This is a genomic window from Novosphingobium sp., from assembly GCF_040079535.1.
Lineage (GTDB): Bacteria > Pseudomonadota > Alphaproteobacteria > Sphingomonadales > Sphingomonadaceae > Novosphingobium.
The window spans coordinates 32634-48837 of the sequence record NZ_JBEBKB010000005.1; the positions used below are offsets into that span (position 1 = coordinate 32634).

Annotated in this window: 17 protein-coding genes; 8 read left to right on the forward strand and 9 right to left on the reverse strand. The window is 61.4% G+C overall.

Features of this window, described 5'->3' with window-relative positions; translation table 11 throughout:
* The first annotated feature begins 11 nt into the window (after positions 1-11).
* Genes ABL914_RS02885 through nth form a run of 4 tightly spaced genes read left to right on the forward strand, consistent with a single transcriptional unit; the run spans position 12 to position 4497 of the window.
* Positions 12-1886, forward strand: a complete 1875-nt coding sequence (locus tag ABL914_RS02885) for an acyltransferase family protein (protein WP_391561648.1) — start codon at positions 12-14, stop codon at positions 1884-1886.
* A gap of 14 nt (positions 1887-1900) precedes the next feature.
* Positions 1901-2632, forward strand: a complete 732-nt coding sequence (dapB, locus tag ABL914_RS02890) for a 4-hydroxy-tetrahydrodipicolinate reductase (RefSeq protein ID WP_391561649.1) — start codon at positions 1901-1903, stop codon at positions 2630-2632.
* Positions 2633-2659: 27 nt separating this feature from the next.
* Positions 2660-3862, forward strand: a complete 1203-nt coding sequence (locus tag ABL914_RS02895; protein WP_391561713.1) for a M48 family metallopeptidase — start codon at positions 2660-2662, stop codon at positions 3860-3862.
* Positions 3859-4497 (forward strand): endonuclease III, encoded by a 639-nt coding sequence (nth, locus tag ABL914_RS02900; protein WP_391561650.1) that lies wholly within the window; start codon positions 3859-3861, stop codon positions 4495-4497. Before ABL914_RS02895 ends, nth begins: the two co-directional genes overlap by 4 nt.
* A gap of 19 nt (positions 4498-4516) precedes the next feature.
* Here nth and ABL914_RS02905 read toward each other — a convergent pair whose 3' ends face one another.
* From ABL914_RS02905 to dapE, 3 genes are all read right to left on the reverse strand, one after another.
* Positions 4517-4981 (reverse strand): GNAT family N-acetyltransferase, encoded by a 465-nt coding sequence (locus ABL914_RS02905; RefSeq protein WP_391561651.1) that lies wholly within the window; start codon positions 4979-4981, stop codon positions 4517-4519.
* Between the two features lie 7 nt (positions 4982-4988).
* Positions 4989-6323, reverse strand: a complete 1335-nt coding sequence (locus tag ABL914_RS02910; RefSeq protein ID WP_391561652.1) for a dicarboxylate/amino acid:cation symporter — start codon at positions 6321-6323, stop codon at positions 4989-4991.
* A gap of 64 nt (positions 6324-6387) precedes the next feature.
* Complete coding sequence (gene dapE / locus ABL914_RS02915) at positions 6388-7527, reverse strand: succinyl-diaminopimelate desuccinylase (protein WP_391561653.1); 1140 nt, start codon at positions 7525-7527, stop codon at positions 6388-6390.
* A gap of 50 nt (positions 7528-7577) precedes the next feature.
* Here dapE and ABL914_RS02920 point away from each other — a divergent pair, with 50 nt between their 5' ends.
* Positions 7578-8027, forward strand: a complete 450-nt coding sequence (locus ABL914_RS02920) for a cupin domain-containing protein (RefSeq protein WP_391561654.1) — start codon at positions 7578-7580, stop codon at positions 8025-8027.
* 36 nt (positions 8028-8063) lie between these two features.
* On the opposite strand, the gene ABL914_RS02925 is transcribed toward ABL914_RS02920, so the two are convergent.
* A complete protein-coding gene (locus ABL914_RS02925) occupies positions 8064-8738 on the reverse strand; it encodes a glutathione S-transferase family protein (RefSeq protein WP_391561655.1) in 675 nt (224 codons plus the stop codon).
* Positions 8739-8793: 55 nt separating this feature from the next.
* On the opposite strand from ABL914_RS02925, the gene ABL914_RS02930 reads away from it, so the two are divergent.
* The 3 genes from ABL914_RS02930 to ABL914_RS02940 all read left to right on the forward strand — a co-directional run bounded on the left by ABL914_RS02930 (position 8794) and on the right by ABL914_RS02940 (position 12961).
* On the forward strand, positions 8794-9222 hold the full coding sequence (locus ABL914_RS02930; protein ID WP_391561656.1) for a VOC family protein: 429 nt from the start codon (positions 8794-8796) through the stop codon (positions 9220-9222).
* Positions 9223-9341: 119 nt separating this feature from the next.
* A complete protein-coding gene (locus ABL914_RS02935; RefSeq protein WP_391561657.1) occupies positions 9342-11618 on the forward strand; it encodes a TonB-dependent receptor in 2277 nt (758 codons plus the stop codon).
* On the forward strand, positions 11618-12961 hold the full coding sequence (locus ABL914_RS02940; RefSeq protein ID WP_391561658.1) for an alkaline phosphatase family protein: 1344 nt from the start codon (positions 11618-11620) through the stop codon (positions 12959-12961). The genes ABL914_RS02935 and ABL914_RS02940 overlap by 1 nt, the downstream gene beginning before the upstream one ends.
* Here the strand turns inward: ABL914_RS02940 and yihA are convergent.
* The 5 genes from yihA to rpmH form a co-directional block, all read right to left on the reverse strand.
* On the reverse strand, positions 12958-13593 hold the full coding sequence (gene yihA / locus ABL914_RS02945; RefSeq protein WP_391561659.1) for a ribosome biogenesis GTP-binding protein YihA/YsxC: 636 nt from the start codon (positions 13591-13593) through the stop codon (positions 12958-12960). The two genes, ABL914_RS02940 and yihA, sit on opposite strands and share 4 nt — an antisense overlap.
* A 3-nt stretch (positions 13594-13596) precedes the next feature.
* The gene (yidC, locus tag ABL914_RS02950) at positions 13597-15393 is read right to left on the reverse strand and encodes a membrane protein insertase YidC (RefSeq protein ID WP_391561660.1); all 1797 of its coding nucleotides are present in this window, start codon (positions 15391-15393) and stop codon (positions 13597-13599) included.
* 70 nt (positions 15394-15463) lie between these two features.
* Positions 15464-15673, reverse strand: coding sequence for a membrane protein insertion efficiency factor YidD (yidD, locus tag ABL914_RS02955; RefSeq protein ID WP_391561661.1), 210 nt, complete (start codon positions 15671-15673; stop codon positions 15464-15466).
* Positions 15670-16032, reverse strand: coding sequence for a ribonuclease P protein component (gene rnpA, locus ABL914_RS02960; RefSeq protein ID WP_391561662.1), 363 nt, complete (start codon positions 16030-16032; stop codon positions 15670-15672). The genes yidD and rnpA overlap by 4 nt, the downstream gene beginning before the upstream one ends.
* Before the next feature lie 14 nt (positions 16033-16046).
* Complete coding sequence (gene rpmH / locus ABL914_RS02965; protein ID WP_309623789.1) at positions 16047-16181, reverse strand: 50S ribosomal protein L34; 135 nt, start codon at positions 16179-16181, stop codon at positions 16047-16049.
* Positions 16182-16204: the final 23 nt, after the last annotated feature.

Sequence of the window (16204 nt, forward strand, 5' to 3'; positions counted from 1 at the left end):
GGGGACCAAAGTTGAGCGCAGGGCAACAATATCGCCGCGATATCGATGGCTTGCGGGCGCTGGCGATCCTGCCAGTGCTGTTGTTCCACACCCATGTCCCCGGATTTTCCGGCGGGTTTGTTGGGGTGGACGTGTTCTTTGTGATCTCTGGCTATTTGATCACCGGGATCATCGCGCGCGAAATCGATGCCGGGCAATTCTCGTTGGTGCGCTTTTACGAGCGCCGGGCGCGGCGGATCCTGCCGGCCTTGCTGGCGATGCTGGCCTTTGTGCTGGCCATGGCATCATGGTTGTATCTGCCCGGCGATTTTGAGGCTGTGCCCAAATCGGCGCTGATGGCGCTGGGTTTTCTTTCAAACCTGTGGTTTTTCACAAGCACTGGCTATTTCGCGGGCGGGGCGGAAACCATGCCCTTGCTGCACTGCTGGTCGCTGGCGGTGGAGGAACAGTTCTATATTGGTTTCCCGCTGCTGTTGTGGGGCATTGCCCGGTGGTGTCCGCGCTGGCGGGTGGGGGCAATTGCCGGGGCTGCCGCTGTTTCGTTGGGCTGGGCAATGCTGAAAGCCGCCGACAGCGATGGCTTTGCCTTCTACATGCTGCCTCCGCGTGCGTGGGAACTGTTTGCCGGATCGCTGCTGGCGGTGGGCGCTTTGCCCGATGCCCGCCCGCGCTGGTTGCGCGAAGCGCTGGCGGGCACTGGTCTTGCGCTGATCTTCTATGCGGTCTTCACCTATAGCGCGGCCACGGTTTTTCCCGGAATCAGCGCCATTCCTCCGGTGCTGGGTGCGGCGCTGCTGATCCATGCCGCGCCGGGCACAGGTGTTGGCCGGTTGCTTTCCAGCCCGGTTCCGGTCGGGATCGGGCTGATCTCTTATTCGCTCTACCTGTGGCACTGGCCGCTGATCGTGTTTGCCGAATATGCCCGTGATGAAAAGCTGTCTGGCGTTTGGCAGCTGGGGGTCATCGCCGCATCGGTGCTGGCTGCCTGGGCCAGCTGGCGCTGGATCGAGCGCCCGTTCCGGTCCTCGCAGGATTTTGGCCAAAAGCGGATCTTCGTGTGGAGCGGTTTGGGCATGGCTGCGATTGCCATTGGCGCCGCCGCGCTGGTGCCGCTGGGCGGCTGGCCTGGGCGGTTCCCGGCAGAGGTTGCCCACTTCACCGCGGCCAAAAGCGATTTCAGCCCCAAACGCGCCGATTGCCTAAGCGATGCGATCGGCGGCCTGCGGCCCGAATGCACACTGGGTGCGCGCGGTGCGGCGCCGACTGCGCTGCTGTGGGGCGATAGTCACGGGGTCGAATTTGCCTGGCTGCTGGGCCAGGAATACGCCGCCAAAGGGCAGGCCCTGATCCAGCGGACCCGCGGATCGTGTCCACCGCTGGCCGGGTTTGACCGGGCGAAAGATCCCGGCTGCGCAGCCTTCAACGCCGATGTCCTGGCGCTGCTGGGCAAAAGCCCCAGCATCACCACGGTCTATCTTTCGGCGCTGTGGGCGCAGGGCGAATACCGCGACGATCCGGGCGCACTGGCCCGCCTTGATGCAACCATTGCCGCAGTGACGGCGCTGGGCAAGCGGGTGGTGGTGATCGGCCCGGTTCCACCCCAGCCCTGGAACGTACCGCGCCATCTGGCCCATGCGGCTGCTTTTGGCACGGCGGATCAGGCCATCGGCGCGCCGCTCAGTGACTACCAGCGCGATACCCGTTGGCTTACCGGGGCCTATCCGCGCTGGCTGGCCGCAGGTGTGCGCGTGATCGATCCCGCCCGCGCGCTGATCGATGGCAAGCACAGCCGGATTGTGAAGGACGGCGTTCCGCTCTACTTCGATTCGCATCATCTAAGTCTGGCGGGAGCACGGGCGGTTCTGGCCGCAGATCCCCGCCGCTAAAGCGGGGAATGCACGTGGCACGGATCGGGATTATCGGCAGCGAAGGACGGATGGGCCATGCGCTGGTCGCGGCGATTGCGGCTGCGGACGAGGTGTATTCGGGCGGAGTGGACAAGGACGGTGATCTTGCTGCCCTGGTGCAAGCGTCGGACGTGCTGGTCGATTTCTCATCGCCCCACGCGCTCGAAGCCAATCTTGATGCAGCGATCGCGGCAGGCATTCCAATCTTGGTCGGCACCACCGGTCTGGAAGAGCGCCACCACTGGATGTGCGATGCTGCTGCCGAACACGTCGCGGTGCTGCAAACCGGCAATACCTCGCTGGGGGTGACGCTGCTGGCCCACCTGGTTCGCGAGGCAGCGCAGCGGCTGGGGGATGATTGGGACATAGAAGTGGTTGAGACCCACCACCGGATGAAAGTCGATGCGCCTTCGGGCACCGCGTTGCTGCTTGGCGAAGCCGCCGCCAAGGGCCGCGAAATCGATCTGGGCGCACACAGCGCGCGCGGCCGAGACGGGATCAACGGCGCGAGGATCAGCGGTGACATCGGCTTTGCGGCCTTGCGCGGCGGAACCGTTGCGGGTGATCATTCCGTGCTGTTCCTGGGGGAAAGCGAACGCCTCTGCCTTTCGCACCTCGCCGAAAACCGCAGCATCTTTGCGCGCGGCGCCGTGCGTGCTGCACAGTGGCTGGTCGGCAAAGCGGCTGGGCGTTACCAGATGGCGCAAGTTTTGGGGCTTGCCTGATCGCATCTCCGCTGTATTATACAAATAATACACACGCAGGGGAAACGCATGACACCGGCAGAAGAAACCGCCCGCTATATCGATGGTCTGGGAGCTGAAGCACTGGCCAAGGCGCAAGCCTATACCACCGGTAATCACATCTTGCTATTCGCAGGGGTCGCAGTTTCGCTGTTGGTGGCCTGGCTGATCGTGCGGTCCGGTTTGCTCGATCGGGTGACGAGCCGACTGTCGAAGCGAAGCTGGGCCGCGATGACCTTGGCCGTGAGCGCGGCCTACATGGCAATTGCCGATCTGCTGACCTTGCCTTGGACGCTTTACACCGATTGGCAGCGCCAACATGCCTATGATCTGTCCAAACAGCCGCTGAGCGATTTTCTCGGTCAGTGGGCGCTTGGCGAGGCATTCGAGATTGTCCTGGGAGGGCTGTTCTTGCTTGGGGTCTATGCCCTGATCCGCAAGACCGGCGCACGCTGGTGGTTGTGGGGCGGAGGCTTTGCCGCTGGTGTTGTCCTATTTATGCTGCTGGTCGGCCCGAGTCTGATCGCACCGCTGTTCAACAAGTACGAGCCGGTGCCGCCGGGCGGAGTCCGCACCGCGCTGGAGAAGATCGCCGACGATGTGAAGATCCCGCATGATCGGATCTTCATGTACGATGGTTCGCGCCAGTCCGAACGGTTCACGGCCAATGTCACCGGAATTGGTCCCGCGGCGCGGATCGCGATCTCCGATGTTGCGCTGAAGGAAGCATCGCTGGCCGAGGTCGTTGCCGTGACTGGGCATGAGGCGGGGCACTATAAACTCGGCCATGCCTGGCGTTCGGTGGTGTTGATGCCGCTGCTCGCGATGCTGTTTTTCTATCTGCTCAATCGCTTGTTTGCTCCGGCGGCACGGCTGCTCGGCAGCGACGCGCAATTGGGTGAAGCGCGCGGGTTGCCGGTGTTCATGGCGGTTGGCGCGGTGCTGGGGCTGCTAGTTACGCCCATCACAAACAGTCTGACCCGGATTGGCGAGAAAGAGGCCGATGCCTATTCGCTGCAGACGGTGAATGAGCCCGATGCGTTGGCCAGCGCCTTGGTCAAGACCGCCGAATACCGCTATCCGCGCCCCACGCCCCTGGTGGAAATGTTGTTCTACACTCACCCTTCGGTTGAAAAGCGGGTGATGCGGGCGATGGAATGGAAAGCGGCGCACCCGGCCCCGGTTCCTGCGGAACCCGTGCCCAAGCCGTGAAACGCGCCGACACCTTCGAACTTTTCCGCAGGCTGGCTGAGGACAACCCCTCGCCCGAGACTGAACTGGAATATGGCAACACCTATCAGTTGCTGGTTGCGGTGGTGCTATCCGCGCAAGCGACCGATGTGGGGGTTAACAAGGCGACACGGGCGTTGTTCCAGCAGGTCAAGACGCCGGCCCAGATGGTTGCGCTGGGCGAAGCTGGTTTGAAAGAGCACATCAAGACCATCGGCCTGTTCAATACCAAGGCGAAGAACGTAATCGCCTTGTCTGAAATTCTGGTGCGGAGGTATGATGGCCTGGTTCCGGCGGACCGCGATGCGCTGACCACGCTGCCTGGAGTGGGCCGCAAGACTGCCAATGTGGTGATGAACTGCGCCTTCGGGGCAGAAACATTCGCAGTCGATACCCATATCTTCCGGGTCGGAAATCGCACCGGTCTGGCCAAGGGCAAGACGGTGCTGGCGGTGGAGCTTGCGTTGGAAAAAGGGGTGCCCCAGCCGTTCAGGGTGGGCGCGCATCACTGGCTGATCCTTCACGGGCGCTATGTTTGCAAGGCGCGCACCCCCGAATGCTGGCGCTGCAACGTGGCCGACCTGTGCGCCTTCAAGCCGAAGCGCGAGAAAAAGTAAGGTCCGCGATCCGACCTGGCTAAATCGCTTTTTCGAAAAACACGTCGGCATAGGGATCATCGTTGAACCTAGTGACTTCGGTCCAGCCCCAGTGGCGATAGATCGCGATTGCTTCGTGCAGGGCGCGGTTGCTGTCGAGCCGCAGCAGTGTGATGCCAAGCTCACGGGCGACCGTTTCAATCCGGGCCATCAAGTGCCGAGCCAGGCCTGATCCGCGCGCTTGCTTCGCGATCCACATCCGTTTGATTTCGGCATAGCCCCGGTCCGTACCTTTGAGCGCTATGCAGCCCACTGGCTGATCGCCTGCAAAGGCCACCAAAAAGCATCCCCGCGGGCGGATCAGGTCGGCGGCATCAGGATCAGCCGATTGCTCAACCATGAAGCCGCCGGAAAAACGCGCATCAAGCTCAGCATAGTAGCGCGCCAGACAGATTGTGGCGGCCGGATCTGCGGGGCTAAGCTCTTCGATCCGGTGCAGCGCCATGCTTTGCCTACTTCGTCTCGTCCTCGAAATTCGATGGGTCAAGTTCCAGCCCGGCCCGGCCATGGGCCGCGCCATGCGCCGGGGCGTGGGGGTGTTCGACAAATTCGGGCTCGGGCGCTTCCAGCATGCCTTCCCACTTGGTGATGACCGAAGTGGCAACCGCATTGCCGACCACATTGGTGGCGGTGCGGCCCATATCGAGGAACTGGTCGATCGCCAGAATGATCGCCACGCCTTCCACCGGCAGGCCGAACATCGCCAGCGTTCCGGTGATCACCACCAGACTGGCGCGCGGCACAGCTGCCACGCCCTTGGAACTGATCATCAGCGTCAGCAGGATCGCGATCTGGGTCCCCATGCTTAGCTCGATTCCGTAAGCTTGCGCGATGAAGATCGTGGCAAAGCTCATGTACATCATCGAACCATCAAGGTTGAAGCTGTAACCCAAAGGCAGCATGAAGCCCGATATCCGCCGCGGCACACCAAACCGGTCAAGCTGTTCAAACAGCTTGGGCAGCGCCGCCTCGCTCGATGCGGTAGAGAAGGCGATCATCATCGGTTCGCGGATATAGCGGATCAGCGTCCAGATCCGTCCGCGCAGGAACACTGCGCCAATGCTCAGCAGGATCGTCCACAGGATCGCCAGCGAGAAATAGAACCAGCCAACCAGCTTCACATAAGTCCACAGAATATCGAGCCCGCTGCTGGCAACCACTTTGGCCAGCGCGCCAAACACAGCAATTGGCGCAAAGCGCATCACATAGCCGGTGATTTGCAGCATCATTTCAGCCAGGGCATCGGCGCCGCGCACCAGCGGGGCACCTTTCTCTCCGATTGCCGAAAGCGCAACGCCTGCAAACAGCGAGAAGACCAAAATTTGCAGAATATTGTTGGTGGCCAACGCATCGATCGCATTTTTGGGGAAGATGTGGAGCACGAATTCAAAGAAATCGAGCTTGGCCACTTCGCCCACAGCCTTGGCGCTGGCCCCGCTGGTATCGACGCCCAGACCGGGCTGGGTCAGATTGACCATCAGCAGCCCCAGCCCGATCGAGATCAGACTGGCGATGATAAACCAGGTGATGGCGCGAAAGCCGATCCGGCCCAATGCCGCGCTATCGCCCATGTGCGCGATGCCGACCACGATCGTTGAGAGGATCAGCGGCGCGACCAGCATCTTGATCAGGTTCAGGAAGATGCTGGAAAGCAGCCCGAAGCTTTTCAGGAAAGTGCCGTGCAGATCACCTTCCATGCCCTTGGGGACCAGCGTAAAGACCAGCCAGCCGGCCACCACGCCCAGTACCATGCCGATCAGGATGTAGAGTGTCAGGCGCCGGTCCATGGCTTGCTTCCCCCAGATATTGCTTGTTGCAGAGCAGCCTAACAGCCTGTGCGTCCGGGGGCAATCAGCCTGCCAAAGCCGCCTTTGCAACCCTGGCATAGATTCGCGCCAAAGCATCCAGATCGGCCACTGCCACCGCTTCGTCACGCTTGTGCATCGTTGCGTTGCACAGGCCAAATTCGATCACCGGGCACAGGTCTTTGAGGAACCGCGCATCGCTGGTGCCGCCGGTGGTGCTGGCCTCTGGCCGAAACCCCAGCTCTGCCTCCACCGCATCGGCGATCAGCGCGCTGAACGCGCCGGGCGGGGTCAGAAATGCTTCGCCATAGACCACCACGCGGGCAGTTCCGCCGTGCTTTGAGGCAATTGCCGTTACCCTATCACCCAGTTGTTTGCCGCTGTGCAAATCGTTGAACCGGATCGAGATGCGGGCATGGGCGCGGGCCGGAATGACATTGCCGGCCGGATTGCCAACCGAAACATCGGTTACTTCAAGGTTTGATGGCTGGAACCAGTCGGTCCCATCGTCCAGCGGCATGGCTTTGAGTTCGGCCAGCAGGTGGACCAGTTTGGTGATCGGGTTATCGGCCAGGTGCGGGTAGGCCACATGGCCTTCGATCCCTTCGACTTCCAGCCAGACGATCATCGATCCGCGCCGCCCGATCTTCATCATGTCGCCCAGCCGGTTTACCGAAGTCGGCTCGCCCACCAGGATCAGATCGGGCACGGCATCGGCGGCGCGCATGTGCTTGATAAGCTCCTGTGTGCCGTAAGTTGCCGGGCCTTCCTCGTCTCCGGTGATGATGAAGCTCAGCGTTCCGCTCTCTTGCGGCACCTGGGCGGCGGCGGCCACCATCGCTGCGATCGAACCCTTCATATCCACCGCACCGCGGCCATACAGCAGATCGCCGCCCGGGCTGGAACGCACCTCAGGCGCAAATGGGGCGCTAGCCCAGCCTTCGCCTGGCGGCACCACATCAACATGGCCGGCAAAGCCGAGGTGCCGGCTGCCCTCGGGCCCCTTGCGAATCGCAAACAGGTTTTCAACCGGCCCATCGGGCGCTTCGCCCACCTGAAACCGGTGAACCGCAAAACCCAGTGGTTTCAGCTGACCTTCCAGGCAATCGAAAACCAGCCCGGCAGCGGGGGTTACGCTGGGGCAGGCAATCAGGGCCTCGGCAAGTGCAAGTACAGGGCTGGTCATAGTCACCCCTCGTATGGTGTAAGCACAGCCCCCGCAAGCAGGAGCGCGCAATGCCCAAACTTGATCTCGAAGCCATCCCCCAGACCAACGCCACCGGCTATCCGCCGCACTATGCAGATGTTATTGCCGAACGCTGGTATCGGCGGCTGGCTCCTGCATCCGGACTAACCGATTTCGGCGCCAGCCATGTGGTGCTGAAACCCGGAGCATGGTCCAGCCAGCGCCATTGGCACGAGGGGGAGGATGAACTGGTGGTGATGATCAGCGGCCAGGCGGTGCTGGTTGATGATAGCGGCGAAACCATCATGCGCGCGGGCGATGTGGCGGCGTTTCCCAAGAACGATCGCAACGGACATGTGCTGCAGAACCGTTCGGATGCGCCATGTGTGTTCGTGGCGATTGGCCGCCCAGCCGATACGGCTTGCCACTATCCCGATATCGATATGCATCTGTTTGCCGGTGCCGGGCGGCAGAAAAGGAAAGATGGCAGCGAGTTTTGAGACGAGTTTGTCCCGGATCCGATCCCGGACAAACGGCTACTTGCCCTTCGCTCCGCTAGTCTCGAACTGCTCGATCACCCAGTCCTCGGCTTCGGCCGCCTGAACCCAGGCTTGCATCCATTCGTGCTCCCACATCGCTTCCATATAGGCCAGCGCAAAGCCGGGCACGCCGACGCCGTAAGAGATGAACCGGCTGACCACGGGGGCAAACATGATGTCGGCTGCGCTGAACGTGCCGAACAGATATGGCCCGCCTTTGCCGAACCGGGCGCGTGCCTCGGCCCACAGGGTCAGGATCCGGACAATATCGGCCTTGGCGGCTTCATCGATCTTGGCGCCTTCCACCCGGCGGCGCACGTTCATCGGGCATTGCACCCGCAGTGCTGCAAACGAGCTGTGCATTTCCGCGGCCATCGAACGGGCCATCGCCCGGGCATCATCAGCCTTGGGCCAAAACCGTTCGCGCCCAACCTTGTCGGCGAGGTATTCGATGATCGCCAGGCTATCCCAGACAACACCTTCACCGTCCCACAGCACCGGGACCTTGCCCGATGATGGGGCGATGCCTTCGGTTTCCTTTTTTCGCTGATCCCAGTCCTCGCCATAAAGCGGGACTTGCAGTTCCTCGAAATGAAGGCCCGATTGCTTGCACGCCAGCCAGCCGCGCAGCGACCAGCTGGAATAGTTCTTGTTGCCGATAATAAGCTTCATGGGATACCGCGCTACCTATTCAGCAAAAAACTGTCGAGTCTGAACAAGGATCGCTATGAGCCTGCGCCCGTTTCATCTTGCCTTTCCAGTCCGTGATCTTGAAGAGGCCCGCCATTTCTGGGGTACGGTTATGGGCTGCCGCGAAGGGCGCAGCAGCGATAGCTGGATCGACTATGATTTCTATGGCCACCAGATCGTGGCGCATTGCACCGGAGCGGCGGCTGGGGACGCGGGCAGCAATCCGGTTGATGGCCACGGGGTGCCGGTGCCGCATTTCGGAATCGTGCTGGAACTGGCCGATTGGGAAGCGCTGGCCGCGCGCCTGAAGGCAGCCGGTGTAAAGTTTGAAATCGAACCGTATGTGCGTTTCCGGGGGCAGGTGGGGGAACAAGCAACGATGTTCTTCCGGGATCCATCGGGCAATGCGATCGAGATGAAGGCTTTTGCCGATCTTGGCCAATTGTTCGCCAAGCCGGTCACATAGCTGTAGGTTTGCTGCCTGCATTTGCGCCTAAAACTGTAGCTGAACTTTCTCCAATTGTGCATTGCAGCGTAACATTGCGCTCCTACCCCCTGCCTCGTTTCCAACCGAAGAGGGGCGTTATGCGCAAGTTTTTCCAGGTTCTGCTCGTGTCCGCAGCTTTCATCCCCGGGGCTGCATTTGCCCAGGATTCCGCCCCAGAGGCCGAGGCGAGTGAAGCGAGCGGCGATATCGTGGTGTTTGGCCAGGGCCAGTCGCGCCAGGTCCAGACAGTGCGCCCAGCCGATATCGCGATTCTTGCCCCCGGTTCCAGCCCGCTGCGGGCAATCGAAAAACTGCCCAACGTCAACATCCAGTCGGCCGATCCGTTCGGGAACTATGAATGGTCAACCCGAGTGACGATCCGCGGGTTCAACCAGAATCAGCTGGGCTTCAATCTTGATGGCATCCCGCTGGGCGACATGACCTATGGCAACAACAACGGCCTGCACATCAGCCGTGCGGTTTCTTCCGACAATATTGGTCGCACGCTGGTATCGCAGGGATCCGGTTCGATCGGGGCGCAATCGACCAACAATCTGGGCGGGACGCTGGAATTCTTCACCGCTGATCCGGCCAGCCTGCCAGCCCTTACGCTGGCCGCGACCTATGGATCGTCAGAGACCGCGCGCGGCTTTGCCCGGGTCCGGTTTGGCCGCGATGATGGTGCGCGCGGCTATGCCTCGGTTCAACTGCTCAGCTCCAACAAGTGGAAGGGCGAAGGGCTGCAGCAGCAATTCATGATCAACGGCAAAGTGCTGGTGCCGCTGGGCGGGGCCACTGTCGATGCCACCTACAGCTATTCAGACCGAGCCGAGGACGATTACCAGGATCTTTCGCAAGAGATGATCGGGCGGCTGGGCTATCGCTGGGACAATTTCGGCCCTTCGCAATACCTGCTGGCGCTGCAAGTGGCCGATATCGGCGCAAATCGGGGCGATAGCGGCACGGTGCCGCTCAACCCCGCAGCCGGAACGGTCTATCCTGCACCGATCGCCAGTCTGGATGACGCCTATTACGATGCTTCGGGCCTGCGCCGCGATCAGCTTGGCTCGCTGGGGCTAACAGTGCCGCTGGGCGCCACGGCCACGTTCAAGATCAAGGGCTACCTGCACCTCAACGAAGGGCAGGGCACTTGGGCCACTCCCTATGTCAACAGCCCCACCGGGGTGCCGATGGCGCTTCGGACCACCGAATATGACATCGAGCGGATGGGCTTTTTCGGCAATCTGCAACTTGATATCGGCGCGCACCACGTGACCGTGGGCGGGTGGTATGAAAACAACGATTTTGAACAGTCACGCCGCTTTTATGCCTATCAAAGCCTGACATCGCCGGGGCTGGATCACATGCAGTTCCAGACCGGGGCATTCTTCACCCAGTGGCAGATCCGGTTCAACACGGCGACGGTCCAGTATCATGTTGAAGACGAATTTTCGCTTGGCGATCTGACGCTCAATCTGGGCTGGAAGGGCTTTAGCGTTGATAATCAGGCCAGTGCGGTGATCCTGGGCGGACGCACCGTGGGTGATCTTTCGGCCGTTGACTGGTTTCAGCCGCATGCCGGGTTCAACTACAAAATGGGCAGCGGGCTTGAGGCGTTTGGCGGCTTTACCCAGGTAACCCGGGCCTATGTCTCATCAACCACGGCGGGCCCGTTCTCATCCAGCCAGGCCGGGTTCGATGCGATCAAGGGATCGCTGCTGCCCGAACAGTCTGACACCTATGAGTTGGGCTTGCGGATGGGTTCTGGTGGTTTCCACGGGGTTGTCGCGGTTTATCACGTCGATTTCCGCAACCGCCTGCTGACCATCCCCACGTCGGTCGGGATCATCGGTGCGGTCAACGCGCTGCAAAATGTGGGTTCAGTGCGCGCCCAAGGGGTAGAGCTGACCGGCGAATACCGCACCGGCCCGCTCACCATGTTTGTCTCTTACAGCTATAATGACAATACCTACCGCGATGATGTGGTCATCACTTCAACCCTGCCCTCCACCGTGATTCCCACGGCTGGAAAATCGGTTGTCGATTCGCCCAAGCACCTGCTGCACGGCGAAGTGGCCTATGATGATGGCACCGTGTTTGGCCGGCTTGCGGCTGGCTATATGTCGAAGCGCTTTTTCACCTATACCAATGACCGCTGGGTGGATGGTCGTACGATTGTCGATGCATCGCTGGGATTTCGCTTTAAGCTGCCGCAGGGCCAAAAGGTGGAGCTGCAAATGAACGTGACCAACCTGTTCGATCTTGAATACGTTTCGACCATTGGTTCGAACGGGTTTGGCAACAGCGGGGATAATCAGACCCTGCTGGCCGGCGCGCCGCGTCAGATCTTTGCCACACTGCGGTTTGAATTCTGATGCTGCGCCGCTTCGCTGCTGCGTTCGCCGTGCTTATCGGGCTTGTCTGCGCCAATCCGGTGTGGGCAGGCCCGGTGCTGCTGATTTCAGTTGATGGACTGCGTCCTGGCGATGTGCTGGAAGCTGACAAGCGCGGGCTGAAGGTGCCGACGCTGCGGCGGTTTGTGCGCGAAGGGGCCTATGCCAGCGGCGTTCGCGGGGTCTTGCCGACGGTAACCTATCCCAGCCATGCCACGTTGCTGACCGGGGTCAGCCCGGCGCGGCACGGGATTGTGGGCAATACCACTTTCGATCCGCTGCAGATCAACGCCGGCGGCTGGTTCTGGTTCGCGCAGGATTTCAAGGTGCCAACCTTGTGGCAGGCGGCCAGCGGCGCAGGGCTTTCGGTGGGCAATCTGCACTGGCCGGTCAGCGTGGGCGCAGCCGGGATCAACTGGAACCTGCCGCAAGTGTGGCGCACCGGCCACGGGGATGATGCAAAGCTGTTGGCGGCGCTGGCCACGCCCGGTCTGCTGGCCCACCTGGAACAGGCCCGGGGCGAACCCTATGCCCAGGGGATAATCGAAGACATCGATGGCGATGAAAACCGCGCCCGCTTTGCGGTCAGCCTGATTGAGGCCCGCGCGCCAGAATTTCTGACCGTCTATTACACCGCCTACGATCACCAGCAGCATATCGACGGACCGGGCACGGCCGGCGCCCATGCCGTGCTCGAACGGATTGACAGCGCATTGGCGCAAGTGATTGCGGCCGAACTCAAAGCCCATCCCGATGCGGTCATCGCGCTGGTCAGCGATCATGGTTTTGCGCCGGTAATGCGAGTGACCAATCTGTTCCGCGCGTTCATCGATGCCGGGCTGATTGTGGTGGGCCCCGATGGCAAAGTGAAAAGCTGGGAAGCGATGCCCTGGCCCAGCGGCGGCAGCGCGGCGATCGTGCTGGCGCGGCCGAATCATCCGGCGCTCAAAGCGCTGGTCGCGGCCAAGCTTGCCGCGCTTCAAAGCGAGCCGGAAAGCGGGATCGCCGGGATCGCCGATGCCGCTGAAATCAAGGGGATGGGCGGCAATCCGGACGCCAGCTTTTATGTCAATTTCAAGCTGGGAACCTCGGCTGGCAGCTTTGCGGACCAAGCCAAGGGGCTCTACGCGGTGCCCAAAAACAAAGGCACCCATGGCTGGTTTCCGGGTTCACCCGAACTTCGCGCCAGTTTCATGATCATGGGCCCGGGCATTCCCAAAGGCCGCAACCTTGGAGAAATAGACCAGCGCGCCATCGCGCCGACTTTGGCCCGGATCATGGGAGCCAGTATGCCGATGGCCGAAGTGCCGGGGCTGTCCTTCTAAACCAGCGAATCTTCCAGAATCGCGGTGCGCAGTTCGGCTACGCCCATGCCTTTTTCGGCGCTGGTAACGTGGACCACCGGGAAAGCAGCCGAATGCTTGCGGGCCTCGGCCTGGGTCGCCACCAGCACGGCTTCCAGCTCGCTGGCCTTGATCTTGTCAGCCTTGGTCAGCACCAGCCGGTAACCGACCGCGCTTTCGTCCAGCATTTTCATCATTTCGCGGTCAACGTCCTTCACGCCGTGGCGGCCGTCGATCAGCACCAGCGCACGCTTCAATACCACCCGCCCGCGCAAGTAATCGCGCACCAGCTTTTTCCAGTTTTCGACCACTTTTAGCGGAGCCTTGGCAAAGCCATAACCGGGCATGTCAACCAGCCGGATCTGGGTAGGCGTGCCCACTTCAAAGAAGTTCAGCTCTTGCGTGCGGCCCGGAGTCACCGATGCCCGGGCGATTGATTTGCGCCCGGTCACCGCGTTGATAAGGCTGCTTTTTCCCACGTTCGATCGCCCGGCAAACGCGATTTCCGGCTCCTCGGGATCGGGCAGGAACTGGAGCGAAGGGGCCGATCGCAGGAAATCAACCCGCCCGGAAAACAGGCGCCGGGCCGATTCGGTCAGATCGGGCTCAGTCATGGTTCAGCCCCGTCCCTTCGCCCGTTTGGCATCCTGCTCACCCTTGTCAGCCTGCGCCTTCAAATCCGGGTGCTTTGAATAGAGATAGGCCTGCTGGGCGATCGTCAGCACGTTTGACGTGTTCCAGTAGATCAGCAGCCCGGCCGCAAATGGGGCCATGATGAACATCATGATCCACGGCATCATCGCAAAAACTTGCTGCTGGGCCGGATCCATCTGCGCCGGGTTCAGCTTGAACTGAAGGTGCATGGTGATCCCCAGCAACAGGGCCAGCACACCGATTGAAAGGAAGCCCGGCGGGGTGAAATCGAGCAGGCCGAACAGGTTCAGGATGTGTGCCGGATCGGGCCCGGACAAATCCTTGATCCAGCCAAAGAACGGCTGGTGGCGCATTTCAACGCTCAGCGTCAGCACCTTGTAGAGCGCGAAGAACACCGGGATCTGCAGGAAGATCGGCAGGCACCCCGCCAGCGGGTTGACGCCTTCCTTCTTGTAAAGCGCCATCACCTCTTCTTGCTGCTTTTGCTTGTCGTCCTTGTAGCGTTCCTGGATTGCCTTCATCTTTGGCTGGATCGCGCGCATCGCCGCCATGCTGGCGAACTGGCGCTGGGCGATCGGGAACATCAAGCCACGCACGATCACCGTCAACGCAATGATCGCCACGCCAAAGTTGTTGGTCAGTTCAAACAGTTTGGACAGCAACCAGAAGATCGGCTTTTCGAACCAGCGGAACCAGCCCCAGTCAATCGTCAGTCCAAATTTGGTGATGCCCTGTGCTTCATAGCGATCAAGCACCGAACTTTCCTTGGCTCCGGCAAACAGCCGGGTCACCTGGGCGCTTTGCTGCCCCGGTGCGATGCTGACCTGCGGATAGAACAGATCGGCCAGGAAGACCCCTTTGCCAATCGCGCGGAAATCGCTGGTCGCATCGGTCTTCTCGGGGATAAGCGTGCTCATCCAGTAGATGTCGGTAAAGCCAATCCAGTCGGTCTTGCCCTTGTTGTCCAGCAGCTTGGCCCCGGCGACATCGTCATAATTGTTGCCGAACGAAACGGCGCCGTCGAAAGCGCCAAATGGGCCGGCGTGAACATTGAACGTGTCGAGCGCTTCCTTGTCGTCGGCTGGTGGTTGTTCCCGGTTGAGCTGGGCAATGGGCTTGATCGCAACCGCTGCGGGCCCGGTGTTGCTGATTTGCTGCTTGATCGTCAGCATGTAATCCGCATCGATCGCATAGGTCAGCGAAAATGCCTGCCCGGCGCCATTGTTCCAGCTGAGTGTTACCGGCGTCTGCGGGGTCAGCTTGGCTCCTGCTGGAACGGTCCAGACGGTCCGGGCATCGGGCAGGGGGATCGCTGCTGTGCCATCGCCGGCAGACCAGCCGAACTGCGCAAACTGCTGGCGCGGCGTGCCGGCCGGCGCAAAGATTCGCTCAGGCCCTTGGGCCTTGTCGAGCGCGGTGCTGTGGCGGCTGGTGGTCAGATCATCGATCACGCCGCCGATCAGGTTGATTGATCCGGCAAGCCCCGGCGCGGCGATAGCCACCCGGCTGGCGGGATCAAGCGCAGCCTTCAGATCGCGCGGCTGCCCCGGCTGCGCCACCTGCCCCGGCAGGGCAGCCTGGCCAGCCGGGCTGGTGCTGGCGGCCGCGATCGGTGCGCCTGCTGCCGGGCTGCTTGCCGCTGGTGTGGGGGCCTTGTTCGCGTTCGGGTATAAATAACCCATCCCCCAATCCCAGCCGATGAAGATCAGCAGGGTAAGCGCCCCGGCCAGGACCATGTTGCGAAAATTCTGTTTGTCCACGGATGGCCCTTTATCGAAATGCTTGTCAGTCAAATGGGAAGGTGGCCGCGCTTATCAAGGCACCGGCCGGTCACGGAACAGGATCGTACCCGTGTCCCCCCCAAGGATGGCAGCGCATTAGCCGCTTAAACGCCAACCATCCACCGCGAATCGCGCCGTGCCGTTCCAAAGCCTCAATCGCGTATTGCGAGCAGGACGGAGCATAGCGGCACGAAGGCGGCAGAACCCGCGATGGGCCCAGTTGCCAGCCGCGCGCGATCAGGATCAGCAAGCGCTTCATTTGCGCGGGCCCGGCTTGCGGCGCGGCGGATCGCCTTTGCCCTCGGCGGCGCGGGTAAGGGCTGCGGTCAGCTCTTCGCGCAGCCGGGCAAAATCGCGCTCTACCCCGCCTTCGCGGCCGATCATGACGTGATCATGGGCTGGCAGGCCGGCAGCGGGCAGCAGTTCGCGCAGCAAGGCACGGAACCGGCGTTTCATCCGGTTACGGATCACCGCATTGCCGATTTTCTTGGTAACGGTGATGCCAAACCGCATCGAATCGTTCTGGTTGGGGTTCACCAAAAGTACAAAACCGGGACGTGCTATGCGCAAGCCCCGGTTAGCTGCCAAGAAATCGGCCCTTCTGGTCAGGACCGACATTCTGGTTTTCGCGATCAGGCGGAAAGCTTCTTGCGGCCGCGGGCACGGCGCGCGCGCAGGATCTTGCGGCCACCGACAGTCGACGAGCGCAGGCGGAAGCCGTGGCGACGGGCGCGGACGAGGTTGCTGGGCTGGAACGTGCGCTTCATTGTATCAACCTTTGGAAATTCGG